This is a genomic window from Maribacter luteocoastalis, from assembly GCF_048890225.1.
Lineage (GTDB): Bacteria > Bacteroidota > Bacteroidia > Flavobacteriales > Flavobacteriaceae > Maribacter > Maribacter luteocoastalis.
Genome location: NZ_JBMFZG010000003.1, coordinates 509,014 through 535,181 on the forward strand (window position 1 = coordinate 509,014; position 26,168 = coordinate 535,181).

The 26,168-nt window shown below is 38.1% G+C and carries 26 protein-coding genes; 12 read left to right on the plus strand and 14 right to left on the minus strand.

Going from position 1 to position 26,168, the window contains the following annotated elements; translation table 11 throughout:
• Both corA and truA read right to left on the minus strand, forming a co-directional pair.
• Positions 1–1,095 (minus strand): magnesium/cobalt transporter CorA, encoded by a 1,095-nt coding sequence (gene corA, locus ACOCEA_RS09505; RefSeq protein WP_420755995.1) that lies wholly within the window; start codon positions 1,093–1,095, stop codon positions 1–3.
• A gap of 34 nt (positions 1,096–1,129) precedes the next feature.
• Positions 1,130–1,924 carry a tRNA pseudouridine(38-40) synthase TruA gene (truA, locus tag ACOCEA_RS09510; protein ID WP_420755996.1) on the minus strand — a complete coding sequence of 265 codons (795 nt, stop codon included), beginning with the start codon at positions 1,922–1,924 and terminating at the stop codon, positions 1,130–1,132.
• 103 nt (positions 1,925–2,027) lie between these two features.
• Here truA and ACOCEA_RS09515 point away from each other — a divergent pair, with 103 nt between their 5' ends.
• Positions 2,028–2,465, plus strand: coding sequence for a hypothetical protein (locus tag ACOCEA_RS09515; RefSeq protein WP_420755997.1), 438 nt, complete (start codon positions 2,028–2,030; stop codon positions 2,463–2,465).
• Between the two features lie 349 nt (positions 2,466–2,814).
• Entirely contained in the window at positions 2,815–3,075 is a 261-nt protein-coding gene (locus tag ACOCEA_RS09520) for a hypothetical protein (protein ID WP_420755998.1), read from the plus strand.
• A 161-nt stretch (positions 3,076–3,236) separates the two neighbouring features.
• On the opposite strand, the gene ACOCEA_RS09525 is transcribed toward ACOCEA_RS09520, so the two are convergent.
• Complete coding sequence (locus ACOCEA_RS09525) at positions 3,237–4,706, minus strand: MoxR family ATPase (protein WP_420755999.1); 1,470 nt, start codon at positions 4,704–4,706, stop codon at positions 3,237–3,239.
• Positions 4,707–5,278: 572 nt separating this feature from the next.
• Positions 5,279–6,439, minus strand: a complete 1,161-nt coding sequence (locus ACOCEA_RS09530) for a vWA domain-containing protein (RefSeq protein ID WP_420756000.1) — start codon at positions 6,437–6,439, stop codon at positions 5,279–5,281.
• Between the two features lie 74 nt (positions 6,440–6,513).
• On the opposite strand from ACOCEA_RS09530, the gene ACOCEA_RS09535 reads away from it, so the two are divergent.
• The 6 genes from ACOCEA_RS09535 (at position 6,514) to ACOCEA_RS09560 (ending at position 14,585) form a co-directional block, all read left to right on the plus strand.
• A complete protein-coding gene (locus ACOCEA_RS09535) occupies positions 6,514–7,323 on the plus strand; it encodes a DUF1853 family protein (RefSeq protein WP_420756001.1) in 810 nt (269 codons plus the stop codon).
• 183 nt (positions 7,324–7,506) lie between these two features.
• Positions 7,507–8,352 carry a hypothetical protein gene (locus tag ACOCEA_RS09540; protein WP_420756002.1) on the plus strand — a complete coding sequence of 282 codons (846 nt, stop codon included), beginning with the start codon at positions 7,507–7,509 and terminating at the stop codon, positions 8,350–8,352.
• Between the two features lie 4 nt (positions 8,353–8,356).
• The gene (locus tag ACOCEA_RS09545; protein ID WP_420756003.1) at positions 8,357–9,199 is read left to right on the plus strand and encodes a C45 family peptidase; all 843 of its coding nucleotides are present in this window, start codon (positions 8,357–8,359) and stop codon (positions 9,197–9,199) included.
• A 7-nt stretch (positions 9,200–9,206) separates the two neighbouring features.
• Positions 9,207–9,920, plus strand: a complete 714-nt coding sequence (locus tag ACOCEA_RS09550; RefSeq protein WP_420756004.1) for a hypothetical protein — start codon at positions 9,207–9,209, stop codon at positions 9,918–9,920.
• A gap of 17 nt (positions 9,921–9,937) precedes the next feature.
• Positions 9,938–11,395, plus strand: a complete 1,458-nt coding sequence (locus ACOCEA_RS09555; protein WP_420756005.1) for an asparaginase domain-containing protein — start codon at positions 9,938–9,940, stop codon at positions 11,393–11,395.
• A gap of 406 nt (positions 11,396–11,801) precedes the next feature.
• Positions 11,802–14,585, plus strand: coding sequence for a TrlF family AAA-like ATPase (locus tag ACOCEA_RS09560; RefSeq protein WP_420756006.1), 2,784 nt, complete (start codon positions 11,802–11,804; stop codon positions 14,583–14,585).
• 152 nt (positions 14,586–14,737) lie between these two features.
• Here the strand turns inward: ACOCEA_RS09560 and ACOCEA_RS09565 are convergent, their stop codons facing one another.
• The 3 genes from ACOCEA_RS09565 to ACOCEA_RS09575 all read right to left on the minus strand — a co-directional run bounded on the left by ACOCEA_RS09565 (position 14,738) and on the right by ACOCEA_RS09575 (position 17,115).
• Entirely contained in the window at positions 14,738–15,301 is a 564-nt protein-coding gene (locus ACOCEA_RS09565; protein ID WP_420756007.1) for a lipid-binding SYLF domain-containing protein, read from the minus strand.
• Positions 15,302–15,452: 151 nt separating this feature from the next.
• Positions 15,453–16,553 carry a CapA family protein gene (locus ACOCEA_RS09570; RefSeq protein WP_420756008.1) on the minus strand — a complete coding sequence of 367 codons (1,101 nt, stop codon included), beginning with the start codon at positions 16,551–16,553 and terminating at the stop codon, positions 15,453–15,455.
• Positions 16,554–16,572: 19 nt separating this feature from the next.
• On the minus strand, positions 16,573–17,115 hold the full coding sequence (locus ACOCEA_RS09575) for a hypothetical protein (protein WP_420756009.1): 543 nt from the start codon (positions 17,113–17,115) through the stop codon (positions 16,573–16,575).
• 165 nt (positions 17,116–17,280) lie between these two features.
• Here ACOCEA_RS09575 and ACOCEA_RS09580 point away from each other — a divergent pair, with 165 nt between their 5' ends.
• From ACOCEA_RS09580 to ACOCEA_RS09595, 4 genes are all read left to right on the plus strand, one after another.
• Entirely contained in the window at positions 17,281–18,252 is a 972-nt protein-coding gene (locus ACOCEA_RS09580) for a ribose-phosphate diphosphokinase (protein ID WP_420756010.1), read from the plus strand.
• Between the two features lie 149 nt (positions 18,253–18,401).
• Entirely contained in the window at positions 18,402–19,544 is a 1,143-nt protein-coding gene (locus tag ACOCEA_RS09585; protein WP_420756011.1) for a DUF819 family protein, read from the plus strand.
• Between the two features lie 261 nt (positions 19,545–19,805).
• The gene (locus ACOCEA_RS09590) at positions 19,806–20,360 is read left to right on the plus strand and encodes a DUF1643 domain-containing protein (protein WP_420756012.1); all 555 of its coding nucleotides are present in this window, start codon (positions 19,806–19,808) and stop codon (positions 20,358–20,360) included.
• A gap of 133 nt (positions 20,361–20,493) precedes the next feature.
• On the plus strand, positions 20,494–21,210 hold the full coding sequence (locus ACOCEA_RS09595) for a VIT1/CCC1 transporter family protein (protein ID WP_420756013.1): 717 nt from the start codon (positions 20,494–20,496) through the stop codon (positions 21,208–21,210).
• Positions 21,211–21,306: 96 nt separating this feature from the next.
• On the opposite strand, the gene hisIE is transcribed toward ACOCEA_RS09595, so the two are convergent.
• The 7 genes from hisIE to ACOCEA_RS09630 form a co-directional block, all read right to left on the minus strand.
• Positions 21,307–21,915 carry a bifunctional phosphoribosyl-AMP cyclohydrolase/phosphoribosyl-ATP diphosphatase HisIE gene (hisIE, locus tag ACOCEA_RS09600; RefSeq protein ID WP_420756014.1) on the minus strand — a complete coding sequence of 203 codons (609 nt, stop codon included), beginning with the start codon at positions 21,913–21,915 and terminating at the stop codon, positions 21,307–21,309.
• A gap of 133 nt (positions 21,916–22,048) precedes the next feature.
• Entirely contained in the window at positions 22,049–22,744 is a 696-nt protein-coding gene (locus ACOCEA_RS09605) for an aspartate/glutamate racemase family protein (protein WP_420756015.1), read from the minus strand.
• Between the two features lie 157 nt (positions 22,745–22,901).
• Entirely contained in the window at positions 22,902–23,657 is a 756-nt protein-coding gene (gene hisF / locus ACOCEA_RS09610; RefSeq protein ID WP_420756016.1) for an imidazole glycerol phosphate synthase subunit HisF, read from the minus strand.
• Between the two features lie 62 nt (positions 23,658–23,719).
• On the minus strand, positions 23,720–24,067 hold the full coding sequence (locus tag ACOCEA_RS09615) for a four helix bundle protein (RefSeq protein WP_420756017.1): 348 nt from the start codon (positions 24,065–24,067) through the stop codon (positions 23,720–23,722).
• Between the two features lie 356 nt (positions 24,068–24,423).
• The gene (locus tag ACOCEA_RS09620) at positions 24,424–24,939 is read right to left on the minus strand and encodes a DinB family protein (protein ID WP_420756018.1); all 516 of its coding nucleotides are present in this window, start codon (positions 24,937–24,939) and stop codon (positions 24,424–24,426) included.
• Positions 24,936–25,664 (minus strand): 1-(5-phosphoribosyl)-5-[(5-phosphoribosylamino)methylideneamino]imidazole-4-carboxamide isomerase, encoded by a 729-nt coding sequence (hisA, locus tag ACOCEA_RS09625; RefSeq protein WP_420756019.1) that lies wholly within the window; start codon positions 25,662–25,664, stop codon positions 24,936–24,938. Before hisA ends, ACOCEA_RS09620 begins: the two co-directional genes overlap by 4 nt.
• Before the next feature lie 68 nt (positions 25,665–25,732).
• Positions 25,733–26,083: a four helix bundle protein gene (locus ACOCEA_RS09630; protein WP_420756020.1), complete on the minus strand. Its 351-nt coding sequence runs from the start codon at positions 26,081–26,083 to the stop codon at positions 25,733–25,735.
• Positions 26,084–26,168: the final 85 nt, after the last annotated feature.

Consider the following 26,168-nt stretch of genomic DNA (forward strand, 5'->3'; position numbering starts at 1 on the left):
TTAAAGCCAGTCCTTCTTTTTAAAATAGAACAGCATCCCTATAAAAAGTAAGATCATTACCGCCCAAACGGTATAATAGCCATATTTATAGTGCAATTCCGGCATGTGTTCAAAGTTCATACCGTAGATGCCTGCAATAAAGGTTAATGGGATGAAGATTGAGGCCATTATCGTAAGTACCTTCATTACCTCGTTCATCTTATTGCTCATATTACTCATGTACATTTCCATTAAACTCATACTCATTTCCCTGTAGATCTGAAGGCTTTCATTAATTTCAAGCGAATGGTCCAGAGCGTCCCTTAAGTAGAGTTTAGTGTCATGTTTTATAAGGGCATGGTCAGAATCTATGAGCCTACTCACTAATTCCTTTACCGGGAAGATCCACCGTCTAATTTTAAGTACTTCCTTTTTTAATTGCTGTATGTTTTGGGCCACAATCGGTTTTGGGTCGGCATATACTTCATCTTCCAAAGCCTCAATTCTATGGTTTATATGTTCCAAAACGAGGAAATAATTATCTATAATCGCATCCAACAAAGCAAAAAACAAATAGTCTGCCCCACGAGTTCTAATTCTTCCAGAAAGGGATTGGAGCCTATTTCTAACACCTCCAAAAACGTCCTCACGTACCTCTTGAAAAACTAGGACCGTATTTTCCATCAATACCATAGCCACATGCTCCCCAATAATCTCATCATTCCCATTTATATAAAGCATACGAAAAACTCCAAAAATATGATCTTCATACTCATCAATTTTAGGTCGTTGGTCCGTGTTTACAGCATCTTCAAGCAGTAAGGGGTTTAGCCCAAATCTTTTTCCCAATTCTTCAATAAAGGACTCATCAGTGATACCAACCACATTGATCCATGTTGTTTTTATAGAATTTTTATACTTTAAAATGGCATCTAAGTCCTTAACATTGGTACTCTCGAACGATTCACCATCATACGCTGTAACAAAAACTTCACTTTCCCCTTTTTCCTTACTACCCAAATAACTTACGGTACCGGGAGCGGTGCCCATTTTACCATGTACACGGGAAACCTTCTTTTTTATTTTAGGGATGTTCAATTTCCGTTTCAATGCCATTGGTCAAAAGTTTGTTTAAAGATAATAAAAGCTGCTACGTTGTGGTTTTAAATTCTACCTGGTTAAGTATTAATCCAGAGCCAGGAGCCACCGTCGTAAGTTGTATAGTGTTGTTAGGCTTCAGTGAATCTATTATTTGCTGTTTGCTTAACTCCCCTTTACCTACTTGAAACAAAGCACCCATAATCATACGTATTTGATACCGCATAAACCCATCACCCTTAATGGTTAGGGCATAACTGTTTTTTGGAAAGAAACTGGCACTAATCAATTCATTATTGGAGATATTACACGAGTTTACGTTTCGTATAACTTTGGTATTTGGCTGTAATCTTGCCGTATACGCTGAAAAATCATGTGTACCTTTAAATAATTCTGCTACCGACATCATTTCATCAATATCTAGATTTTCAACTATATTGGCTAAAAACGGGGCGCAAAACGGATGGTTTTTTTCTCCAAATGAAAATAGATAGGTATACTCTTTCGATTTGCTGTTTTGAATGATATTGAAATCCGCATTTGTGGGCTCTATTTGCGTGACCCTAATATCTGGTGGTAAATTTTTATTGAACACCGCTATAAATTCCTCCAAATCTGCTATTTGATGATTCTCTAGAAATAACTCAAAAACACCATTCAACGCAGATACCTTAGCATCTGTTCTACCAGAGGCCAACAATTTAAATCGCTTTTCCGGTAACACATATTTCAAGGTCTTGCTAAGCATACCTTCTATGGTCAACTGATTTGGTTGCTTTTGCCAACCACTAAATCGAAACCCTAAGTATTGAATCCTGATAAGATAATAAAACCGTATTCTCTCCATGCTTTTTTAAAATCGAACAAAATACCATAGTGGTACTAATTATTCAAAACAAGTAATTGTTCTTTTTTGTAAATTAACAACAACTAATCTAAACCAAATTATTATGACTACAGAAACTAAAGTTAACCCACCTAAGTGGTTTTGGATCGTAAGTGTATTGGCTCTTTTATGGAATGTAATGGGCGTTTTTGCCTATTTGGCCCAAGCGTTTATGAGTATTGAAGCTTTGGAAGCCATGTCCCAAGCGGAACGGGCATTGTACGAATCACAACCGGCGTGGGTAACCGCTGCTTTTGCCATAGCGGTTTGGGCTGGGTTGCTTGGCTGTATTTTATTGTTGATTCGTAAAAAGTTGGCGAAAACCGTTTTTGTTATTTCCCTCTTGGGAGTGTTGGCACAAACCACCTATAATTTCTTTTTGAGCAATACTTTTGAGGTGTATGGTACGGGAGCCATGGCCATGCCAATTATGATTTTAGTGGTAAGCGTTTTACTCGTGTTATTTTCGAATAGGGCAATCGACAAAAACTGGCTTAGCTAATAGTATTATTGCTTTTATTGCTGATTACATTATGTTTAATACGGTTCATCGATTTTTTTAAAACAAACCCATAAATTGATCGTTAGTATTGTGCAAAAGGCCCCAATGTGCCTATAATAAAGGTATTATGAATATGATAAAAGGATTTTTTCCTTGGAAGCGAACGCTTTTTTTGTCCGTTGTTATTTTGTTTTTTTTGAACATTTTTAGCTTTTATGGCCTCTACACCAATAAGTTTTATTTTTTTAAAATTGACAACTACATCATTCCTATTTTATCGGTGGTGCATTTTTTATTTTTATATGTCATGTGGTTTAAAATAAAAGAGGACGAACTAAGCGATCGGCCTATGCGAAATTTGGAATTTTCATTGTATGTAATTCTGATTATCTATTTATACAAAACCATAGATAGCCTTATTATACTTTTATCTTATGGTAATTATGAAGAATATTTAATACCCAGCACTTTTATACCTCTAGGCGTTTCAATATTCCTGCTCTATTTAGTTCTAATGGGTCTTACCTTATTAAGCTTTAGCTATAGAAAACAACTCGTTGGAAGTTACCGATTTGACGAAATGGGCCAGCATGTAGACAACTGGAATTAAAATCCAAGTCATAAATAAAAGGGGCTGTCTAAAAAACCTAAAATTAGCACTACTGTCATATCGAGCGCAGTCGAAATTTATTGAAAAATCAAAGGCTTATAGTTCTCGACTGCGCTCGAACAGACAACGAAATAGGATTTTTAGACAGCCTCATTTTGATTTTATAATCCACTTATAAAACTACCATAGAGGTCTTTGAACTGATAACCTTCCTCAAACCTATGTTTACTCAATTTTTTATGGGATACCAAGCCCCAAAGCAAAAGCTCCTTTAAAAAATAACTATCCTCAACTGGAAAATCTGGTTGATAGGTCTTTAAAAGTTGATTTAATTCTGGTATGCCATCTAAGGTGCGTTTGTACTCCTCGTCGGTGAAATCATCTAATAGTTCAAATCCTTCGCCCTGAAAAAACCAATGTAACAAGGCATCATATGGGGTTTCCGCATCCTTGCGTTCCAATTTATTTATTTTCGGGAAATACTCAGGAAACAAGGACTTAACGGCATCATCGATTAGGATGGCGGCAACGCCATCGGCTCCCTCCTGCTCTCCTTCATACACCAACTCTATTTTTCCTGTTATGGCTGGTATAACACCTAGAAAGTCACTTAACCGTACCATGGTTTTATCTGCCCCTGACAATAAGGCCCTACGCTCTGCAGTACTTAATAAATTTTCAAAGGCAGTAATGCTGGTACGTGCACTGACCCCACTTTTGGCATCTACATATTCACTATTCCGCGCTTCAAAACTAATTTGTTCCAAAAGGTCTTTGGCTATATCCGGCACATAAACGGTTTCTGTCTGGCGCTGATCAAGATTCGATTCCTGTTCCGTTATTTTACGGGCGGTCTCAATATCATCGGGGTAATGGGTCAATATTTGTGAACCTATACGGTCTTTTAAAGGCGTTACGATGCTTCCCCTATTGGTGTAATCTTCTGGATTGGCCGTAAATACGAACTGGATATCCAAAGGCAATCGTAATTTAAAGCCTCGGATCTGTATATCACCTTCTTCCAGGATATTGAAGAGGGAAACTTGAATACGTGCCTGTAGATCCGGTAATTCATTGATAACGAAAACACAACGGTTGGCCCGTGGAATCATACCAAAATGGATTACCCGGTCATCTGCATAGGAAAGTTTTAGGTTCGCTGCCTTTATAGGATCCACATCACCTATTAAATCTGCTACCGTAACGTCTGGCGTTGCCAGTTTTTCATAAAAACGCTCTTCTCTATGGATCCAAGAAATGGGTGTATCATCCCCTTTTTCCCGTATCAATTCCATAGCATATCGGGACATAGGCCGTAAGGGGTCATCATTAATTTCAGAACCTTCCACTACAGGGATCCATTCATCCAATAGATTCACCATTAACCTTGCCAATCGTGTTTTAGCCTGGCCCCGTAAGCCTAGAAGGTTAATATTATGACGTGATAAAATAGCGCGTTCCAATTCAGGGATAACCGAATTCTCATAACCCCATACCCCAGCAAAGGTTTCTTCCCCGTTCTTAATACGCTCCCTTAGGTTATCACGTAATTCATCTTTTATACTTTTACTTTTGTAACCAGCTTTGATCAGTTGGTCCAAGGTCTTGATTTTGGTATGCTTTAATTTCATAAATCGTTTTTCGTTATTTCGATAGCTGAGCGTAGCCAAAGCTATTTTTTCTTCGTGATTTCGACTCCGCTCAATCACCTGTTACTATTACTCCGGTAGCTGAGCGTAGTCGAAGCTATTTTTCCTTGTGATTTCGACTCCGCTCAATCACCTGTTGTTATTACCCCGGTAGCTGAGCGTAGTCGAAGCTATTTTTTCTTCGTGATTTCGACTCCGCCCAATCACCTGTTATTATTACCCCGGTAGCAGAGCGTAGTCGAAGCTATTTTAACCGTTTTAGTTTCTTTCCTTGTGATTTCGACTCCGCTCAATCACCTGTTGCCATTACTCCGGTAGCTGAGCGTAGTCGAAGCTATTTTTTCTTCGTGATTTCGACGCCGCTCAATCACCTGTTCCTATTACTCCGGTAGCTGAGCGTAGTCGAAGCTATTTTTCCTTGTGATTTCGACTCCGCTCAATCACCAGTTGTTATTACTCCGGTAGCTGAGCGTAGTCGAAGCTATTTTTCCTTGTGATTTCGACTCCGCTCAATCACCAGTTGTTATTACTCCGGTAGCTGAGCGTAGTCGAAGCTATTTCAATCTTTTTCTTCTATTGTTTTCATAATCCTCAAAAATCATTTCACCTAAACCCTTCAATCCCGTAAAAAAGGCCTTGCCCTTATTGGCCTCCGTAAAATGCCGGATAAACTGCATCAAATAGGGATCTTGTGCAATCATAAAGGTGGTGATCGGTATGTGTAACTTTCTCGCCTGTCGTGCCATAGTGTAGCACTTCTCCACAATATAATCGTCCAGCCCCACACTATTTTTATAGTAGGTGCCATCGGGCAGTCGCAGACAACTGGGCTTACCATCGGTAATCATAAAGATCTGTTTGTTGGTATTGCGTTTTCTCCGTAGCATATCCATCGCCAATTGTAGTCCGGCAACGGTATTGGTATGGTAGGGCCCCACTTTTAAATAGGGCAGGTCCTTAATGGGTATGGGCCAGGCATCGTTACCAAACACCAATATATCCAAGGTATCCTTTGGGTACCGCGTGGTAATAAGCTCTGCCAAGGCCATGGCCACCTTTTTGGCGGGGGTGATCCGGTCCTCACCATATAAGATCATACTATGGCTAATATCTATCATCAGCACCGTACTCATCTGTGCCTTGTATTGGGTATCCTCTACCACCAAATCTTCCTCACTCAATGAAAAGCTACCGATACCATGGTTTACTTGGGCGTTTTTAAGGCTTTCGGTCATGGAGATATGCTCTAGGCCATCACCATATCTATATTCCCTAAAGTCTCCCGTGTGCTCGTCTCCCTGGCCGGATTTTCCCGTTTTATGGTTGCCCGCGCCACTACGTTTTAGTTTTCCAAAAATTTGGTCCAAGGCACGTTGTCTAATGATACGCTCCATTTTGGCCGTGATGGAAATCGTGCCCTTACCACCACCATCACCTTCCTCGCCCTCTTCGCCCATTTGTCCGCCGCCATCCTCAAATTCTTCACGTATATAGCCTTTGGCCTTTAGGTCTTCTATAAAATCATCTATGGTATAGTTCTCATCGGTAAGCTCATATTCCTTGTCCAGCTCACGTAGCCAATCGATGGCCTCATCGAAATCGCCCGAAGTATGGGTAATCAATTCTTGAAAAATCTCAAAAAGTTTATCAAAGGGAGTTTGTTCGGGAGCTTCGTAAGGAACAAACCGAAACCCTTTTCTCATATTCATAGCCATAGTATAAAAATACTACTTTTAACATTGCATAATATCCCTTTTAAGAAAACTTAACGCTTTCGCCACAAGTAACAATGATGACCGATAAACGCTTTAGCGGATTTCTAGAAACACCGCCCCTGTGGACGCGGGTGCAATTCGGTATTCCGCAATTTGAGCTTCCTGAGCTGGACCTTTCCACCTTTGTACCCCAAGCCATACCGGAGCGTTTGCGACTGGGGCATCAAATGGAGTATGTATTTCATCAACTCCTCTCCCACTCCGGACATTATGATATTTTGCTGCACAACCTACCTGTACGGAAAGGAAAACAGACCCTAGGGGAAATTGATTTTATCATACGTAGCAAAACAACGGAACAACTGGTACATATAGAGCTTACCTACAAATTCTATATTATCGATACGAATATCTCCGAACCTATCCATCAATTGATGGGGCCTAACAAACGGGATATGTTCTTTACCAAAATGGAAAAGATAAAGAACGTTCAATTTCAACTTCTCCATTCAAAAGAAGGTAGGGAAACCTTGCTCCAAAACCATATCAACAGTACCGAAATAACCCATGAGACTTGTTATAAGGCCCAATTGTTTATGCCCTATGGGGACACTTCGGTGCATATTAGGCCCCTGAACAAGCACTGTGTTACCGGGTATTGGCTACGGTTCAATAGTTTTAATACGTCCGAGTTCAAGGCCCATACCTATTATATCCCCTATAAAACGGAATGGGTGGTAGCGCCCCATGGGAATGTACAGTGGACCAATCATTTTGAGACCTGTATGGAAATTAACCTACGGCTGGTTAAAGAAAACGCCCCCATGGTCTGGCTGCGGAAATCTGAAACGGAATTCGAGAAGTTTTTTGTGGTGTGGTGGTAATTGCTAAGAAAATAAGAATTTATACTACTTGTAAAGAATAGTATAGGTATATTGTCGTAATTTCTTGTTAATAGCTATAGATACGTTCATTTTTCCTCCACCATCGAACGAACTATTTTTGAGTTGGGCATATAAAAAAGTTAGTATACTCCTATCGTTATAGGTAATTAATAAATCAAAAAAATGAAAATTAATCAAACAAAATTACTGGTTAAAAATAATTTACCTGATGGATTTTTTTATATAGGCCAAGACAATTATTTTATTTCAAACCTTAACAATCCATCAGTTCGAGATAAACATTACTTATATTCAGACAGTGCTACGTCATGCATTATTGTAATTGTTGAAGGAAAAGATAAAGACAGCAATCCTATTATTGCCTTAAGTCACTTAAGTAGAACAGAACGTTTTTTAGCTTTTTTTAAAATTGTTAGTAAGACATTTCATGGTCAAGTTAGCATTTTTGCTCAAGGTGCCAACCCTCCCCAACCAGCATTAAAGAACAATGAGTACACTTACACCTCTCTACTAAATGAGAAAACAGTTATCAATTGGATAAATGACAATATTTTCATTCCATCGGCATCTTCAATGGACAAAAATGATTCAAAACCTAACTGGTATATTTCTCAGTCAAGTCTTTCTTTAGGATTAGGTAATCCGCAGTTAGACGACCGTGGTTGTTATGGTATAGATTTGGGAACAATGATTGTCAGTAATGAGGAATTTGTATTGACGCCATTGCAAAGAGATCCAACGGGAGGGGTCCAAACTTTATATTGCGTATTTGGATTAAAAGTAAAGCCTCAAATTGTGTTACAACTTGCTTCACAAGACTTCACACCTGAACAAATTAAATTATTAGTTGATGCCGCTAATAAAGAAAATTGGGTATCCATTCTTAAAATGACAAAAGATGAAGTATTAAACAAATACTCATCAACTCCACAATATGAAGCTCCTTGGTTCTATGAATCATTGAGAATTTCTGCGGAATATGTGTTAAACTATAATAACAAAAACTAAGGATATGTGTACAATTGGAAATGTATTTATTCCGGAATCAAATGGACTAATATCCTTTAAACAATGTGATTTAGAAAAAAAAACTGAATTTATTGAACCGATAATTGAACAGGGACTGGGAGACATAAAATACCTTCCCTTTAAAAGAGTTGGAAGTAATGGCCCTTGGGCAGGAGTGAATAATTATGGGGTGTCTTTTGTAGCTGCTGATGCTTATTTAGAAGTAACCGACAAACATATAGCTGTACTTAAGGGTGTAGACCAAGATATATTTGCAGCATACACCAAAATTATTTCTGATTGTAAAACAGCTCAAGAGGCAGCAGTCTATATGAGTAAGTTTTATAAAAGCTTTAAAAGTCCTGATATTTTACTTATTAATGATGCTACCTCATCGTATTTTATAGAAACAAATGAAGATGTTGTGGAATGCATTGAACGAACGGATCTATTCTTTGCATCCACTAATCACTTTAGGATGTTATATGGAGGGGTACTCTATCCTATGAACCATAGTTCTTATTTAAGGTTGGTTAGAGCTGAAGCTGCTCTTGAAAAAAACACTAATGCACAAGGCCCCTTTAACGTATTAAAAGACCAATACTTTGGTGAAACGGTATTCTCTATTTGTAGGGTAAATAGTGAAACACCACCGCAAGAATCTCCTTATTACACCCAGGCCACCGCTTTGTTTTTTACAGATGGTCATACCGTTAATTGTGCATATCAATTAAACGGCAACCCAAGAACAAATCCTTATACTCTTATTACGGATGTTTTTGGTACGCATACTGTTTCAAAAAATATTTCTATCAGAGAATCTAAAGAATTATTAACTAAAGTTTAATTAAACCATGAGCAAACCAAGAAAATTTAAGTTTTCAGGGCGCATACCTGAAGATGATACAAGACATTTATTAAAAGCACAAGTAACCGATGAATCCATAATTCCTCCCCATTATGTACATATAACGGGAGTGGGTGATATTGCCCAATACGCACCTACAGTGTTTGGTAAGTATAATGGCTATAATCCACCTACCGATTGCGATGGATATTTTATGTCGGCTAAGTTTCAACCGAATAATAACTGTTATGCTTACGGTTGTGTAATTACCAGTAATTCATTTCCACAACCAGGAAGAATTAATGGCTATTTATTACCTGCAAATTTCACAGGTCAAGACGTTGTAAAAGGAGCGACCATGGATGGTTTAAAAGATGTGGGAGCTTCTCTAGAACAGCTTAAAACACACCAAGAATCAAATGCTAATGCAGGACATTATGTTGCTTTGTTAATCTCACCAACCGATGCTACTAATGGTTGGCCTGGAGATTATCACTGGGTTAGATGTGATGATATTCAATTGTCAACATGGTCACAAAAAGATGGTGGAGATCAAGTAACTAACTTTGATTTTGCGGGAGAACCAATTATAAATCCACAAACAGCAAATTGGAAAGTAAACCAAGGACCAATTAGTAAATCTAATCCTAGTGAATTGGTAGTGTCATATGACTTTTATACCTATATGTTTGTCCCCTCAACCGGTGTAAATATAATTTAATCTATTTTCAGAAAATTATGAAATTATATCTATTATATACTGGAGGAACCATTGGTTGTGTAGGGACTCCATTAGCACCATTACAGGGGCCAAAATTTGTCAAAGCCTTCAAAGATAATGTGGAGGGGACAATAACAACACAAATTTCTGGAACAACAATACACTATGATTGGTTTGAGAAAACATTGGATAGCACCAATATGCAACCATCTGATTGGCTATTGATGGCAAATAAAATTGTGGACAATTATGAGGGTTATGACGGTTTTCTCATTCTTCATGGTACTGACACCATGGCATTTACATCTTCAGCTCTATCATTTTTATTACCTAATGTTTCTAAACCTGTTATTGTTTCGGGGTCTCAATTACCATTATTTTTTCAAAATGATTCAGAAAATTGTACCCTATTGTATAATACTGATGCATTGAGAAATGTACTTGGTGCAATCGAATTTGCAACATTTAAGATGCCAGAGGTTTGTCTTTATTTTGATGATTATTTGTATAGAGGAAATCGTGTTGTGAAAAGCAACGCCAGTGAATTTACCGCCTTTACGTCACCTAATTTCCCTGCATTGGGTGAATATGGTGTGTTACCCGTTATAAATAACTCAATGTTGATGCCTCAACCTAAAAATAAGGCAATCGATAATCACATACCACAGGTTAAACAAATATTACAAACCATTAAAGCCAATATTGATTCTACAGCCACTATTCCGCTACTAATGTTTCCCGCATATTATAATGTAAATGGAGATGAATCTTTGTTAGTTTCCATGATTCAAAACATAATGAAGAGTTCACCAACTATAAAAGGCTTAATATTGGAGGCTTATGGAGAAGGCAATGTTCCAAGTTATCAACAAATGCAAAATGTATTGAAAAGTATTCATGGCTCGGGAACAGTAATTGTGGATTGCACGCAGGTTTATCAAGGAGATGTAAATTATAACGCCTATGCCACAGGTGCGTGGTTGAAATCTTGTGGTGTCATTAGCGGTTATGATATGACTGCAATTGCCGCAATAACTAAGTTGATTGTGTTGAATGCACAATACGGGACGAATGATATTTCCCAAATTGAACAATTAATGGTCAAAGATTTAGCAGGTGAATTAACTTCTTATTACAGCCTTTCTGGATATCAGAATCAATTCTTGTCTCCAGGACAGTGTTTATACTCATTAAATGGAAACTATCAGTTCATTAATAACACAACTGGATCATTGATCTTGTACGATTTAACTGGAACGAAACCCGCTGCTATTTGGCAAAAGGATTTAGGGGTTCCCGGTAGGTTGGTCATGCAGTCAGATTGTAATTTGGTTTTTTACAATAATGACTTTGATCCGATTTATGCCTCAAATACGCCACAAATTGGAACCAATGCCTTTTTTCAATTAGAAAATGACGGGAGTTTATGCATCTATGACTTATATACAAATTCTTTAATAGCTAAGATCAATTAGGTAAATTTTTATTTTGATGGACAATTATTTATGAGATCAAACAACCTATAAAACGGAATGGGTGGTAGCGCCCCATGGGAAAGTACAGTGGACCAATCATTTTGAGACCTGTATGGAAATTAACCTGCGGCTAATTAAAGAAAACGCCCCCATGGTCTGGCTACGGAAATCTGATACCGAATACGAGTAGTTTTTTGTGGTATGGTGGTAATTGCCAAGAAAATAAGAATTTATACTACTTGTAAAGAATAGTATGGGTATATTGTCGTAATTTCTTGTTAATAGCTATAGTTACGTACGTTTTCTCTCCCCCATCGAACGGACTATTTTTGAGTTAACCTTATAAACAGGATATCAACAATAACTTTATGTATTAGTTGTACTGCATTAAAGAAAAATCGAACATATGAGTAAAAATTACCCTAAAGGTTCTGAATGGAGAATTTGGGATTTACATATTCACACACCAGGAACAAAAAAGAACGACCAATTTACAGGTGCGAATCTTGAAGAGAAATGGGATAATTATGTTACTTCAATTAACAATTCAACTCAGCAGATTTCTGTCCTAGGAATCACAGATTATTTCAGTATTGAAAATTATTTCAAATTCAAAAAATTACAAACTGATGGGACTATCACTAAACAGTTTGACCTTATATTACCAAATATTGAGTTAAGAGTTTTACCTGTAACAGGTTCGGCAACACCTATTAACTTGCATTGCATTTTTAATAATTCAATTGATTCCGAAATTGAAACAAGATTTTTAGCAAAGTTGAAATTTACAAATTCTAACAGCAGTTACTCAGCTACAAAACAAGAGCTGATAAGGTTTGGCAGAGACCATTCTAATTATCAAACTTTAGATGAAGAAACTGCATATAAAAAAGGTGTAGAGCAATTTGTTATTACATTAGATTCTCTCGATTCAATATTCAAAAATGACCGAAAATTAAAGGAAAACACAATTATCGTAGCTTCCAACAAGAGTACTGACGGTGTTACAGGTATTGTTAAACACGAAGATTTTTTCATTAACAAAAATGAATCACAATTAGATGCCACCCGACAGAGTCTATATCAGTTTTCAGACACAATATTCTCTTCAAACGAAGGAGACCGAAATTACTTTACAGGTAAAAGTGTTGATGATGAACAGACAGTAATACGAAAATGCGGTTCATTAAAACCTTGCTTTCACGGCTGTGACGCTCATTCGAATGATAAAATATTCAACCCTGATGATAATCGGTATTGTTGGATTAAAGCTGACCCAACTTTTGACGGATTAATACAAATTCTTTATGAACCAGAGGAAAGAATAAGAATATCGGACAAAAACCCTGTTCTCGAATTTGACAAGCCATACATTTCTAACATTAAATTTAAAAACAATTTAAGTGTCTTTGAGGACGAAGACGATTTGAATTTCCAACAAAATGAGGGCATTCCATTAAATCAAAATTTAGTAACTATTATTGGAGGTCGTGGAGAAGGGAAAAGTATGCTTACAGACTATGTAGCTAGTAGTTTCATAGGTCAAGAACATTCAAAAGAAGGGGTTTTTAATAAAAATGGTGAAGTTAACTTGTCATATCATAAATCCAATCAATCAGAAGATGACATAATTAATTTTGACCTAACAGAAGATAAGAAAGCAGTAGAATTTATCTATATAAATCAAGGTCGATTAAAAACTTTAGTTGAGAAAAAAGATAAACAATTTCAACTTGCAAACTCTATAAGAAAACTTGCAAAACTTAAAGAGCCAGAATTTAATAAGGAACTTGATAAGCAAATATTGGATGCTTTAGAGGAGTTTCACGAATTGAATCGTTTTTTTAGCATAAAAGATGAAGATGGAAATTTTATTTATTCAATTAAATATCTAGAAAGCCAAGAAAAAGCGATCAATGATTTCATAAGTAATATCACTACAAGTGAAAATAAAGACAAATTAGAGAAATACTCTGAAAATCTTAGGAATAGAAATAATCTGAATTCTAAGCTCAAAGAATTAAATGAATTAGAAATAAGTCTAAATAATTCCATTGAGAAATTAAATCAAGAAATCAGTAAAGTAAACGGAGAAGCCTCTAAAATATCTCTAATTGAATTATCTGCTTTAAAGAAACAGTTTGATGAAATAATTGCTTGGAAGTCTGAATTGCAAAAAGAGGTTGAAACAATTTCAGTTATCATTTCTGCTGTCAAAGAAGAATTTAAAGACTATAAAGGTGATTTGACAACATTACTAAATGATATAGATAAGTTTCAGAAAAATTTATCTCAAATCCGTGAAGATATTGCGATTTCAAAATCGAAAAAAGAACAATTAGCAATACTTAAAAAGAAGATTTACTTTTCAGACCCTGGACACATTTCACTTATTGATAAAATTAAATCAGACTATGAATCGCAAGTTTCTGAACTACTGAAAAATTGGGAAGATTTCAAAGATGTAGATTCTAAAGAACGGTTAAATCCTTCTCAAAAGGCAATTATGAAAAATCTACTAACAGACCTCGAAATTGAAGTCAAAATAGATTTTGATATTGAAAAATTCTACAGTTTAATCTACCATTCAATAGATGGAGCAAAGTGGAGAATTAAAGGAAATATTGAAGCCCAAAAAAGTGCATTTGAAATTACGGACTTAGATTCTTTTTATGACTTTCTCAGAACCAAGTATCAAGATTTTTATGAAAGCGACAATATTCATAGTAAAATCCTAAAAGACATATTCTTTAAAGAATCAGAACGTAAGCAGTACTTGAAAGTATTCCCAATACTCAAATACAAAGAAAAAGATTTAAATAAAATTTCTGTTGGACAAAAAGGAACAGTCTACTTAAAAATGATGCTTGCAACGGAAGCCTTTTCTAAACCAATAATTTTTGACCAACCAGAAGATGACTTAGATAATGAGTTTATTATGCAAAATCTTATCTCATTATTTAAAGAATTAAAACAGTATAGACAAGTAATTATTGTAACTCATAATGCCAATTTAGTTGTAAATGCAGATGCAGAACAAGTTATAGTTGCTTCAAATGTTGACGGTATATTGAACTATATTTCGGGTAGTTTAGAAAACCAATTAATAAACTCTAAAATATGCCAAATACTTGAGGGTGGAGAACTGGCATTTGAAAAAAGAAGAAGAAAATACCAACAAATACAATAATAACGCAGTACAACAATGTATAAAAAAATAGGCAAAATAGTAGTAGAATCATAGATTTTGGCTCGTATTAAAGTTTGTGCCAAGCTGAAAGTTTAGTGCTTCAAAATCGCCTACTTTTCATGTACTAGACGTTCCTATCCCTTGCTTCCGCTTCATTCATTTTTAGGTCTAAACTTAAACTTTTGCCCCCCAACCGAGGCTTCGTACATAAGTCCGGCTTTGCCCATAGTGACCACGGCCACACCGTTTTGGTAGGCCACATCGGCAGAGGCACCTAGGGTTACTGCTACGGCGGAGACCTGCCCCGCAAATTTTAGTTTTCCGCGCTTAAACCGTTTCATGGCCTTTTCATCCTCAAAAAATATAAGCTCACTATAGGCCTGTCCGCCAAACTGAAACCCAACGGTAATCTGTGTCATCGTGGCCTTGCCAATAGGCTCCCCCGCCTCAAAAACCACTCCTGAGCCATGGGCGCCACCAACCCCTACCGCTCCCTTTCCTACCCCTGGGAAAACGGCATACCCATAGGCTTCTTTAAAGAAACGTTCCAATCCCGGGTCTTTTTCCTTGAACAGGGCTATCGTTTCCATCGCCTTTGCCTCAAGTTCCGGGTCCCAGCCCCCAATCTGTTCTTGGGCATAGCTGCCGGTGTATAAAAAGAATACGGTGAGACCCAAAAATTTTAAAATAAGGCCCCTTGCTTTTTTAGTTGTCATGATGTTCTTTTTTAGTGCTACTATACGGTATGGTTGGGGTTTCCAAACCCCATTCCTGGTCGGTTATGTCTAATGAAAACAAGGTGTAAACATCTTAGCAAACACACAATGATACACATCATTTAAGAAAGCTGGCGTGGTACCCAAGGCTTCAGGTCCAGCCTAAAAAGAAAGAACCATTATCCGCCAAGTTCACCTGGGTGCCAAACTGCTTACACTCCCTGTTCAAGACCTTTTGCACCCAACTACGGTTTTTTTTATTGGGCCGTTTTAGTTGTAGCTTTTTTATTTCCGTAGGTACCAGTTGCAAGCTAGTGAGCTCCCCAGTAGTGCTAACTTCCACAACATACAGGAACCCCAGCTGGGCCTTGTAGGATTCGTGGCCGCTAATGCCCTCATAGTCGTTCAATAGGTCGCCACAACCATAGAGTATAGGTCTTTTTTTATACACCTCAATGCCCAAAAAGTGATGGGAAGAATGTCCGTGGATAATATCGATCTGGGCCTGATCGATCAGGTGATATGCAAAATACCGATGTGCAAGCGGAATGTCATACCCCCAGTTACCGCCCCAGTGGATGGAGGCAACGACCACATCATTTGTTTGTTTGTAGGTAGTGACCAATTGGTTGATACGCTCTACGGTTTCCATGGAAAAATCATCGAGTACATTCACCCCAGGGCTGTTCTCTGTTGCCTTCCAATACTGCGGAATTCCACTGGAGGTACATCCGAAGGAAAACACCAACACGCGGCCGTTGTCTCCCATTTCTAGAATTGCAGGTGCGCTGGCTTCCGTACGGTCCCTACCCGCTCCAGCATACCCGATCCCCACCTTTTTTAAGGTTTCAAGAGTCTCCAGCAATCCCGCTGTGCCCCAATCCATAACATGGTTGTTCGCTAATACACAACAATCGATATGCGCTTCGGTAAGGCAAGGGATGTTTTTGGGGTGCGTACGATAGTTGATCCCCTTGTCCAAATACGCTTCACTATAGGTGATACTGGTTTCCAGGTTGATAATACGTGCATCGGCATCCTTCATGTACTTAAGCGTATCTCCCCAGAGGTAGTTGTACGGGACGGGGCGTGGTATGGGTCCGTTCACTCTTTCGGCCAGTTCCACATAATGCCGTGCATCTTTCACATAGGATTCATACAGTACGGGGTTACTCGGATGCGGCAGTATCTGATCTACACCACGCCCCGTCATTACATCGCCAGAGAAACATAAGGTGATTTTTTGTGCCATTAGCTATTCTTATAGGTTCTCACTGTTGCGAACCAATGGTAAGCGTGGCACTCCCATCCCCCACCATGGCCATCACGGTGAGTTTCCCTTTTTCACAGGTGAGATGGCCGCCGGTTCCTGCAGTGGCCGTGTACTTGATTTCAAAACCTTCGTTCTCTAACTGCTCTTTATATTGTTCCAGGGCAGTTTGGGGCACCTCTTCAAAAATAAGTACCCAGTTCTTGTCTCCTTCCATTTCTTGCGTAGTAACCGCCGTTATTTTACCGTATGTAAATTCAGGTACTTCACTAGAAATTTCCTTGGGCCAGCTATGTACCGTAGCATCTGTGGTAAAGGTACCCTCATCGGTTTCAATAACTATTTTCTCATCTTCTATAGCTACTTTGGCATCATCGCCCATGGACTTTTCCAAGATTTTTTCACCGGTCTTTTCCGCAGCCCTTTTACAGGAGAAAAGTACAGTCGTTATGCCCATGACCAAAAATAATGTCAGTCTATACTTGAATTTGAATGTATTGGAATGTGTCATAATACTCTGTTTTAAATTGATTTTTTTGTACATCTACCGTGGTTTACCATCCTACCACGATGTTAATAAAATTATGGGTCCCATGCCCCTTTTACAATGATGTAGATCATCGGGTTTCGGCTGACTAGTATCATTGTATTGTGTTTCTGTTTTTTTCAATTTCACGGGAAACATGGCTACTACATCAAATAAAAACGAATGAACACTACCAAAAACCTGATTTTTGCTTTGGAACCCAGTAAAGCTTTTGGCAGCATGGTCGCAGAAGCGATAGGGAGCACTTTGAGCGCCCACGAGGAGCGGGACTTTTCAGAAGGGGAACATAAGATACGGTCATTGGTAGATGTGCGGAACAAGGACATCTTTATCATATACAGCCTCTTTGGGGACCCCCAACTAACGGTCAATGACAAACTGTGCCGCGTATTGTTCTTTATTGGTTCGTTAAAGGATGCGGGGGCAACCACGGTTACGGTAATCGCCCCGTATTTGTGCTATTCCCGAAAAGATAAAAAGACCAAGGGCCATGACCCCATTACCGCCCAATATGTTGCCCGTTTATTCGAGGCCCTGGGAACGGACAGGTTGGTGACCCTTGATGTGCATAATGTACAGGCCTTTGAAAATGCGTTTCGGATACCTACGATCCACCTAGAGGCCAAAACCTATATTGCGAACTATTTTGCCCCATTGCTTAAAAAAACCGAAACTGTGGTATTATCCCCAGATAGCGGAGGTATAAAACGTGCCATGGCATTTGCGGAAACCCTCGAAAAAGAACAAAATACACCGATTCCTGTGGCCGTAATGCACAAATCCCGTAGTGAAGGTGTTGTTGGGGGGACAGCACAGATCTTTGGAGAGGTCCGTACCAAAACCGTCATCATTATAGATGACCTCATTAGTACGGGCACTACCCTGTTAAGGGCCGCCAAGGCATGTAAACAAGCAGGGGCGGAAAAAGTCTATGCGGTGGCCACACATGGCGTTTTTTCAGTTACAGCTAATGAAACGCTGAAAGATACGGCCTTGGATAAAATTGTGATAACGAACAGTATTCCTCCCCAACTACTGAGTAAAGAACTCATGGAAAAGAAGGTCGATACCATCAATATCGCCCCCTTGATTGCAGAAGGTATCCGTAACTTGATGGAGGATTCAGTTTATTAGGTAATTATAGCGTCTTTGTGTTCTTTTGTTTGCTTTGGTTAAATTAGTGGTTCAACCTTAAACGGTTCCCCGGAAAGGTTTGTGTAACTTTAACCCATACCTGACGGAAATACATCTCCGTTGTGTTTCATTATAACCAACCAATTACCATGGACTTTATAACGAACCCCATTTATGTATTAGCGGTATTATGCCTCATGGTCATTTTAGCTATATATGTTGGCAAAACCAAATTTGGAAAACAGTTTGGTGCGGCATTACTTGTTATTCTGTTCACAGCCATACTCGCCAACCTAAAACTTATTCCTTCCGCATCAAACAGTATTGATTTATATGATGGGATTTTTAAGTATATCGCACCAATTTCCATTTTTAATTTATTGCTGAATGTTAACCTAACCTCCATTAAGAAGGCAGGCTTTCCAATGATTGGCCTATTTTTAGTGGGTTCAATGGCAACCACGTTAGGTATATTGCTTTCATGGGCCGTATTATCACCGGGAAATGTTTTAGGTGAAGACGGAAAAGTTATTGCGGGTATGCTGACAGGAACCTACACAGGAGGAAGTGTTAATTTTAATGCGGTGGCTTTGGAATATGGATTCCATGAAAAAGGGATATTGTATGCCGGAACAATTGCGGTGGATAATGTAATCACAACGTTATGGATTATGGCCACCTTGACCATTCCGATATTTTTAAGACGCGTATGGAAAGGTAAAACCAATTTAAAATCACCTACCAGTACCAATGATGAAGTACATGATTATGATGAGAGCATTGATTTGACATCACTTAAATGGTTGGTCTTTTTGGGAGTTGCCGCATATTTTATATCAGAAGCCCTTTCAGGCCTTTTGCCCAAAATTCCATCTATACTCATACTATCTACCATAGGAATTGTATTGGCGCAAACTAAATTTGTGGCAAATTTGAAAGGCAGTCATAGTTTAGGATTGTATTTGGTCTATATTTTCTTAGCGGTAATTGGCGCATATTGCGAACTTAGTGCTGTTACTGAACTCAAGGATATTGGTATGACCCTGTTTCTATTTGCAGGTTCAGCGGTACTGTTGCATGGTATTATAATCATACTTATCGGCGGTTTGTTGTATCGTGATTGGGAAATGATCGCTATTGTAAGCCAAGCGAATATTGGGGGCGGCACCACTGCTATTGCACTTGCCGAAACCTTTGACCGAAGGGAGTTGATATTACCCGCAATTTTAGTTGGTACTTTGGGAAATACCCTGGGAACCTATTTAGGTTTTTTTGTGATTTATATCCTGTAAAATACTTTTAAATTTTAAACAAAGGCATAACCCGTACATCACCTCAAAGGTTTGTGTAGTGTATAATTTGACACATAAGTACCTTTAAGCCTCTCATTTTCATGTACTAGTGGTTATGGGCAATTCGGTGTTCAATCAAAATAGTGCTACCTTATATCCTTTTTATGTATGGCGCAGCATGCCGATGATACTCCCCTATTAATGTCATAGCGCTACGGGCATAGGTAGATGCACCATTTAAAAGACGAGAGTAATCATAGTATGAGAAAACCGATTTACAAATACCCCGATTTTGTACAAGAAGTGACCTTAAAACGGACAGATGGAAAACGGTACTGGCTCACCTTAAAAATTGACGATACCAAAACGGATGGTATCGCGGTAATCTTAAAAAATCCGAGTCGGGCCGATAAGACTATATCGGACAAAACCGTATATAATGTGTCTAATTATATATACCGAAACCGAGAAAACTATACGGAATTACAAAACATCGGAACCGTTACCATAGTGAATCTAATTCCTAAATATCTTACCGATTCGAGTAAACTCCAAGATGTAAAAGAAGGTATCATCGACGACGAAAATATACGTGTTATAGATGAAGTTTGCTCAAGAAACAAAAACGTCATTATTGCGTGGGGTAACCCACCAATGGGACTTGACGAAGGATATGAAGTATTAAAGAAAATGGTCATGGCCATACTTTCAAAACATAAAAATAGCGTGTTTTATGTGGACAGAATGACATATAACGGTAACCCTAAACATGGTCAGGTCTGGGGCTATAACGATATGCTTATCAAAGCCAAGTGAAAATGAGTAGTTTGTGGTACTTAGATCACCAATAAATCCAAAGGAATAGTTAGAAGATTTTGTTATATTTCCTTATTAATTCAGTGGACCGAGTTAAAGAGCTAATGGTTTGAAAAGTTAAAAAAATAAATAGATGAGTGAACAGTTGGATGATTTAGATTCGTATTTAGACCCACATTATATTCAAAGAAGTAATTGGCTGAGGGCTGCTGTACTTGGTGCCAATGACGGAATTCTCTCAACGGCAAGTCTTGCGATAGGTGTTGCCGCCGCCAGCGATATAAGGGAGCCTATTATATTAGCCACCTTAGCCGGATTAGTTGCGGGTGCATTGTCCATGGCCGCAGGGGAGTATGTTTCGGTAAGTTCCCAAACCGATGTGGAAAAGGCCGACATTGAAAGGGAAAAAATAGAATTAGAGGAAATGCCAGAAATTGAATTACAACGATTGGCTGACATTTATGAAAATAGGGGCCTTAAAAAAGAAACTGCGCTTATCGTTGCCAAAGAACTGACTGAAAAGGATGCTTTAGGAGCCCATATTCGCGATGAACTGGGAATAAATGAAATTAGTCAGGCAAAACCTATACAGGCCGCAATTGCTTCTGGGGCGGCTTTTACAATTGGCGGACTACTTCCTTTATTAGTGGTGCTTTTTTTGCCGTTAAAAAGTATGGAATATTCCCTGTATGCCTTTGCGCTATTCTTTCTTATTGTATTGGGCGTCATAGCAGCAAAAACGGGTGGTTCAAATATTTGGAAGGCAATCTTAAGAATAACATTTTGGGGAACCGTTGCCATGGGATTGACCGCATTGGTGGGCTACTTGTTTAATGTAAATATTGGCTAGAAAACTACCTAGGGATTGGGCAATAATTCATGAAAGTTTGGTGCCACAAAACACCTATATAAATCAAAATTATTGCCTCAAGGTATTTTAAACTACTTATTTCTGCCTTTTAATCAATTCCGCCTCAATATCCTTTAAAGTAAAGCCTTTTGCCTGCAATAGCATCAAATAGTGGAACAATAAATCTGCACTTTCATATAAGAAAAGCTCATCATTGTTATCCATAGCCTCAATGACGGTCTCTACCGCTTCCTCCCCTACTTTTTGGGCTATTTTGTTTATTCCTTTTTTAAACAGGGAGGCAACATAGGACTTGGAATCCTCAGCAGCTTCTCGGCGTTGGGCTATGGTATCCTCCAATGTGGAAAGAAATCCAAAACGAGATTCATTTTTTTCATCCCAACAGGTGTCACTACCGGTATGGCATGTGGGCCCAACAGGATGTACTGAAACCAACAGCGTGTCATTATCACAATCATTTTTAATAGCTACCAGATTCAAAAAGCGGCCACTTTCCTCCCCTTTTGTCCATAACCGTTTTTTGGTCCGGCTGAAAAAAGTAACCTTTTTGGTTTCTAAGGTTTTATCCAAAGCGTCTTGGTTCATGTACCCCAACATCAATACGCTTTTAGTCGTGGCATCTTGAATTATTGCGGGAACGAGTCCGTCGTTCATTTTATTCCAATCCGGTGTCTTAAAATCCATATCCTTTGTATTCTTTTATTAACTCTATATAAGCTTGTTATTCTGAATTTAGTTCAGAATCGCATCCAATACTAATTCATTATACTATGTGACCCTGAAACGAGCTCAGGGTGACGTCAACTAATTTTTTCAATTACTGACCCAACGCAAACTCCACCGCAGCATACGCATGCTCTTTTGTCGTGTCAAAAGTGGGAATATCGCAATCTCCCTCCTTAATTAATAAGGGTATTTCCGTACAACCTAAAATTACACCTTCTGCACCATCTTCTTCTGCCTTTTTTATAATGTCTACATATTGCTGTTTAGAATCCTGGGTTATGATTCCTTTTGCCAATTCTGTATAAATGATATTATGTATGATATCTCGGTCAATATCATTGGGGATAAGAACCTCAATTCCGAATTTATTTTTTAGAATATCCTTATAAAAATCAAGTTCCATGGTGTATTTCGTGCCTAACAATACTACTTTCTGGCATCCTTTTTCTATAACGGCCTTACCTGCTACTTCCGCAATATGTAAAATAGGAACCGATACGCTTTTCTTCATCGTTGGTACGCTTAAATGCATGGTATTGGCACCAATCAAAATAATATCTGCACCGGCGTTTTCCAACCTAAGGGCAATTTCTGCCATGTCATTATGAAGCTCTTCCCAATCACCAGCCGCCTGTTTTTTAGAGATATCCGCAAAATCAACAGATTCAATAATGCAACGGCAAGAATGTTTGCCCCCTAAAGATGCAGCAACTTTTGTATTTAAATATTGATAATATAATTGGGTGGATTGCCAAGTAATACCCCCAATTAACCCTATCTTTTTCATAGCCTAAATCATTATTTTTCTTTTGTTATCCTTTATTATACTGCTAACTGTCAACTGAATATGTGTTCCAATTCCTTCGACTGCGCTCAGGATGACAATGTTATTTTTACTTATACTTATCAACTATCAACTATCAACTATCAACTATCAACCAGAACTAAATCCGTACCGGAATCCCATTATCTTTTAATTCTTGTTTTAAGTTGCCGATGCCTATCTCCTTAAAATGAAAAACACTGGCAGCCAAAGCAGCATCCGCTTTCCCGTCTATAAAGGTATCCACAAAATGTTGCGTGTTACCTGCCCCGCCCGATGCAATAATAGGAATGTTCAACTCTTTGGACAAGCGTGCCAAGGCCTCATTGGCAAATCCTTCTTTTGTACCGTCATGGTCCATTGATGTAAATAGAATCTCGCCCGCTCCGCGTTCCTCAACTTCTTTGGCCCATTCGAACAGTTTTCGCTCCGTTGGAACCTTACCGCCTACCAAATGTACGATCCATTCCCCATCAATCTGTTTGGCATCAATGGCCACAACAATACATTGTGAGCCGAATTTGGCTACCAAATCATTGATCAATTGTGGATTTTTGACCGCCGACGAATTGATCGATACTTTATCGGCCCCGTTATGCAGCAAAATATCTACATCTTCTACTGAAGATATGCCCCCACCTACGGTAAACGGTATACTCACCTTTTCGGCCACATGGTAAACGAGTTCCGCTAAGGTTTTTCGCTTTTGTTCCGTTGCCGAAATATCCAAAAAAACCAGTTCATCCGCGCCTTCCTTACTATAGATTTCTGCCAATTCCACAGGATCTCCGGCATCCCTAAGGGCTACAAAATTGACACCTTTAACGGTACGGCCATTTTTAATATCTAAACAGGGGATAATTCTTTTTGCTAACATAATTCAAAGGTACGAGGTTAAAGGTTTGAAGTACAAGTCTATAGCTTTATACTTATTTTTCATTATCTATTTTTTCTCGCAGTTTTTATAGATGATACGGTAATAGCGAGTAATTCTGAAGCTTCTTTTTTTAATAAAATTATTTCAGGTTCATATTCCGGTAGAACTTCCAAAAATAATTCTAACCAATACACCGACTCATCAACTTCTTCCTCTACAATTTTAAGTTTATTTATAAAATCCGCAGTAGACTTTGCCCTTTGAGAAGCACGATAATTAGCGCCAACTGAACTTGAACAACGTATCAGTTGTCTTGCCCAAGCATCATATTCCCTAGATTTAGGAAGCTTCGCACAAAACCGCCAACAGTCAACAGCAAACGTCTTAGTTCTGGATTTTAAATCTTGCATATTTTCATTTTACCTTAAACCTTATACTTTTGACCTTGTACTTTGACCTTGCACTTTTAACCTTGCACTTTTGACCTTGCACTTTGACCTTGTACTTTTGACCTTGTACTTTTAACCTTGCACTTTTGACCTTGCACTTTTGACCTTGCACTTTGACCTTGCACTTTTGACCTTGCACTTTTGACCTTGCACTTTGACCTTGCACTTTGACCTTGCACTTTGACCTTGCACTTTGACCTTGTACTTTTGACCTTGTACTTTGACCTTGCACTTTGACCTTGTACTTTTGACCTTGTACTTTTAACCTTATACTTTTGACCTTATACTTTTAACCTTGTACTTTAACCTTGTACCTCCTATTCATTTTTAGTATTCAAATCCATTCCACTATAAAAACCAAGGTCCTTATTCCTTAACAACTTTACCCAAAAAGCAATTTGACCGGTATGGTATGAATAATGTTCTACCACATGCATAATGATACCCACACCTGAAAAGGTAAAACCTTGAACGGACTTTAATTGTAATAACTGTTTTTCGGAGGCATCAAAAATGATACGTTTGGCCGTATCTACAGTGTCTTCCAATTGTTTTAACAATTCTATTTTTGTAGCACTATTCGATATTGAAAACTCTAAATTTCTATTTCTAACATCCTCATTTTCACCCAAGGAAGAAACCACATATTGGGTAATATTTCCGCATAGGTGCAGAATCAAGTTCCCGATACTATTTAAGGAATTGTTGGGTTTTTGCCATACTTCATCTTCTGAAATTTCGGCTAGACTTTTGCTAATCATACGGGTACTTTCATCCATACGGTATAAGGCATTTTTAACCAATTCCTCCTTGAACAAATTTTCTTGTGTCATACCGATAGAATATAGTTTTCTAATTGTTTAAGACTGATTTTATTCTCATAAATTGCCTTGCCGATAATAGTGCCCTCGCAACCTATTTCAGCAAGTCTGGGCAGTTCATCAAATGTGGAGATACCGCCTGAGGCAATGAGTTTAATAGAGGCATCGGTACGATCTATGATTTTTTGGTATAAATCAAAGGCAGGCCCTTCAAGCATGCCATCCTTTGAAATATCGGTACAAATAACATAATTTATACCATGCTTTTGATACTCTTTTATAAATGGTATCAATTCCTCTTTAGATTCTTCTTGCCACCCAGAAACAGCCACTTTCTCATCCATGGCATCGGCTCCTAAGATAATTTTATCAGGACCGTATGTATGTATCCAATTGGTGAAAGTAGTTCTATCTTTCACTGCAATGCTACCTCCTGTAATTTGGTTCGCACCGTTTTCAAAGGCAATATGTAAATCTTTATCGGTCTTTAACCCACCTCCAAAATCTATCTTTAAGCTCGTTTTTGAAGCAATTTGCTCTAATACCTTGTGATTGACAATGTGTTTTGATTTGGCACCATCCAAATCTACCAAATGTAAATATTGAATACCATGGGCCTCAAACTCTTTGGCGACCTCCAATGGGTTTTCATTATATATTTTTTTAGTAGTATAGTCTCCCTTGGAAAGGCGAACACATTTACCTTCTATAATATCAATTGCTGGTATAATTCTCATGTTTTTTTATAGTATAAAGTCTAAAGTCTCAAGCATAATCTCTTAAGTCTTAAATACCGTGACTCTAATTATTTTAAACTTTTTTGTAATGCATAGTTCATGTTTTTTATATCATTACATGACGCTAACGCATTATTAATATCAGACTCAGGTGCAAATTTTAGATTTACAATTAGTATTAATTGTGTTTCAAGTTCTGTTGTTGAACCATTAGCAATACTGAGAATACGGGTAAATTCTTTATTTGAATTTCTACCTGCGCCCTCAGCAATATTTGATGGAATTGAAACACTACATCTTTTAATTTGAGAAATCAGTCCAAATTTTTCGTCATCCGGTAATTTCTTAGTTAAGAAATAAATTTCTTCAACAAGTTGCATCCCTTTTTTCCAAATATTTAATTCTTTATAATTATTCATTTAAATGAATCTTATTACATTTTAATCCAAACTGAATACAATTACCTAATACCTTGTACTTACTACTTTGTACTTACTACTTTGT

Coding starts and splice junctions, on each gene's coding strand:
- corA (WP_420755995.1), bottom strand. CDS start 1,095: ATGGCATTGAAACGGAAATTGAACATCCCTAAAATAAAAAAGAAGGTT.
- truA (WP_420755996.1), bottom strand. CDS start 1,924: ATGGAGAGAATACGGTTTTATTATCTTATCAGGATTCAATACTTAGGG.
- ACOCEA_RS09515 (WP_420755997.1), top strand. CDS start 2,028: ATGACTACAGAAACTAAAGTTAACCCACCTAAGTGGTTTTGGATCGTA.
- ACOCEA_RS09520 (WP_420755998.1), top strand. CDS start 2,815: ATGCGAAATTTGGAATTTTCATTGTATGTAATTCTGATTATCTATTTA.
- ACOCEA_RS09525 (WP_420755999.1), bottom strand. CDS start 4,706: ATGAAATTAAAGCATACCAAAATCAAGACCTTGGACCAACTGATCAAA.
- ACOCEA_RS09530 (WP_420756000.1), bottom strand. CDS start 6,439: ATGGCTATGAATATGAGAAAAGGGTTTCGGTTTGTTCCTTACGAAGCT.
- ACOCEA_RS09535 (WP_420756001.1), top strand. CDS start 6,514: ATGATGACCGATAAACGCTTTAGCGGATTTCTAGAAACACCGCCCCTG.
- ACOCEA_RS09540 (WP_420756002.1), top strand. CDS start 7,507: ATGAAAATTAATCAAACAAAATTACTGGTTAAAAATAATTTACCTGAT.
- ACOCEA_RS09545 (WP_420756003.1), top strand. CDS start 8,357: ATGTGTACAATTGGAAATGTATTTATTCCGGAATCAAATGGACTAATA.
- ACOCEA_RS09550 (WP_420756004.1), top strand. CDS start 9,207: ATGAGCAAACCAAGAAAATTTAAGTTTTCAGGGCGCATACCTGAAGAT.
- ACOCEA_RS09555 (WP_420756005.1), top strand. CDS start 9,938: ATGAAATTATATCTATTATATACTGGAGGAACCATTGGTTGTGTAGGG.
- ACOCEA_RS09560 (WP_420756006.1), top strand. CDS start 11,802: ATGAGTAAAAATTACCCTAAAGGTTCTGAATGGAGAATTTGGGATTTA.
- ACOCEA_RS09565 (WP_420756007.1), bottom strand. CDS start 15,301: ATGACAACTAAAAAAGCAAGGGGCCTTATTTTAAAATTTTTGGGTCTC.
- ACOCEA_RS09570 (WP_420756008.1), bottom strand. CDS start 16,553: ATGGCACAAAAAATCACCTTATGTTTCTCTGGCGATGTAATGACGGGG.
- ACOCEA_RS09575 (WP_420756009.1), bottom strand. CDS start 17,115: ATGTACAAAAAAATCAATTTAAAACAGAGTATTATGACACATTCCAAT.
- ACOCEA_RS09580 (WP_420756010.1), top strand. CDS start 17,281: ATGAACACTACCAAAAACCTGATTTTTGCTTTGGAACCCAGTAAAGCT.
- ACOCEA_RS09585 (WP_420756011.1), top strand. CDS start 18,402: ATGGACTTTATAACGAACCCCATTTATGTATTAGCGGTATTATGCCTC.
- ACOCEA_RS09590 (WP_420756012.1), top strand. CDS start 19,806: ATGAGAAAACCGATTTACAAATACCCCGATTTTGTACAAGAAGTGACC.
- ACOCEA_RS09595 (WP_420756013.1), top strand. CDS start 20,494: ATGAGTGAACAGTTGGATGATTTAGATTCGTATTTAGACCCACATTAT.
- hisIE (WP_420756014.1), bottom strand. CDS start 21,915: ATGGATTTTAAGACACCGGATTGGAATAAAATGAACGACGGACTCGTT.
- ACOCEA_RS09605 (WP_420756015.1), bottom strand. CDS start 22,744: ATGAAAAAGATAGGGTTAATTGGGGGTATTACTTGGCAATCCACCCAA.
- hisF (WP_420756016.1), bottom strand. CDS start 23,657: ATGTTAGCAAAAAGAATTATCCCCTGTTTAGATATTAAAAATGGCCGT.
- ACOCEA_RS09615 (WP_420756017.1), bottom strand. CDS start 24,067: ATGCAAGATTTAAAATCCAGAACTAAGACGTTTGCTGTTGACTGTTGG.
- ACOCEA_RS09620 (WP_420756018.1), bottom strand. CDS start 24,939: ATGACACAAGAAAATTTGTTCAAGGAGGAATTGGTTAAAAATGCCTTA.
- hisA (WP_420756019.1), bottom strand. CDS start 25,664: ATGAGAATTATACCAGCAATTGATATTATAGAAGGTAAATGTGTTCGC.
- ACOCEA_RS09630 (WP_420756020.1), bottom strand. CDS start 26,083: ATGAATAATTATAAAGAATTAAATATTTGGAAAAAAGGGATGCAACTT.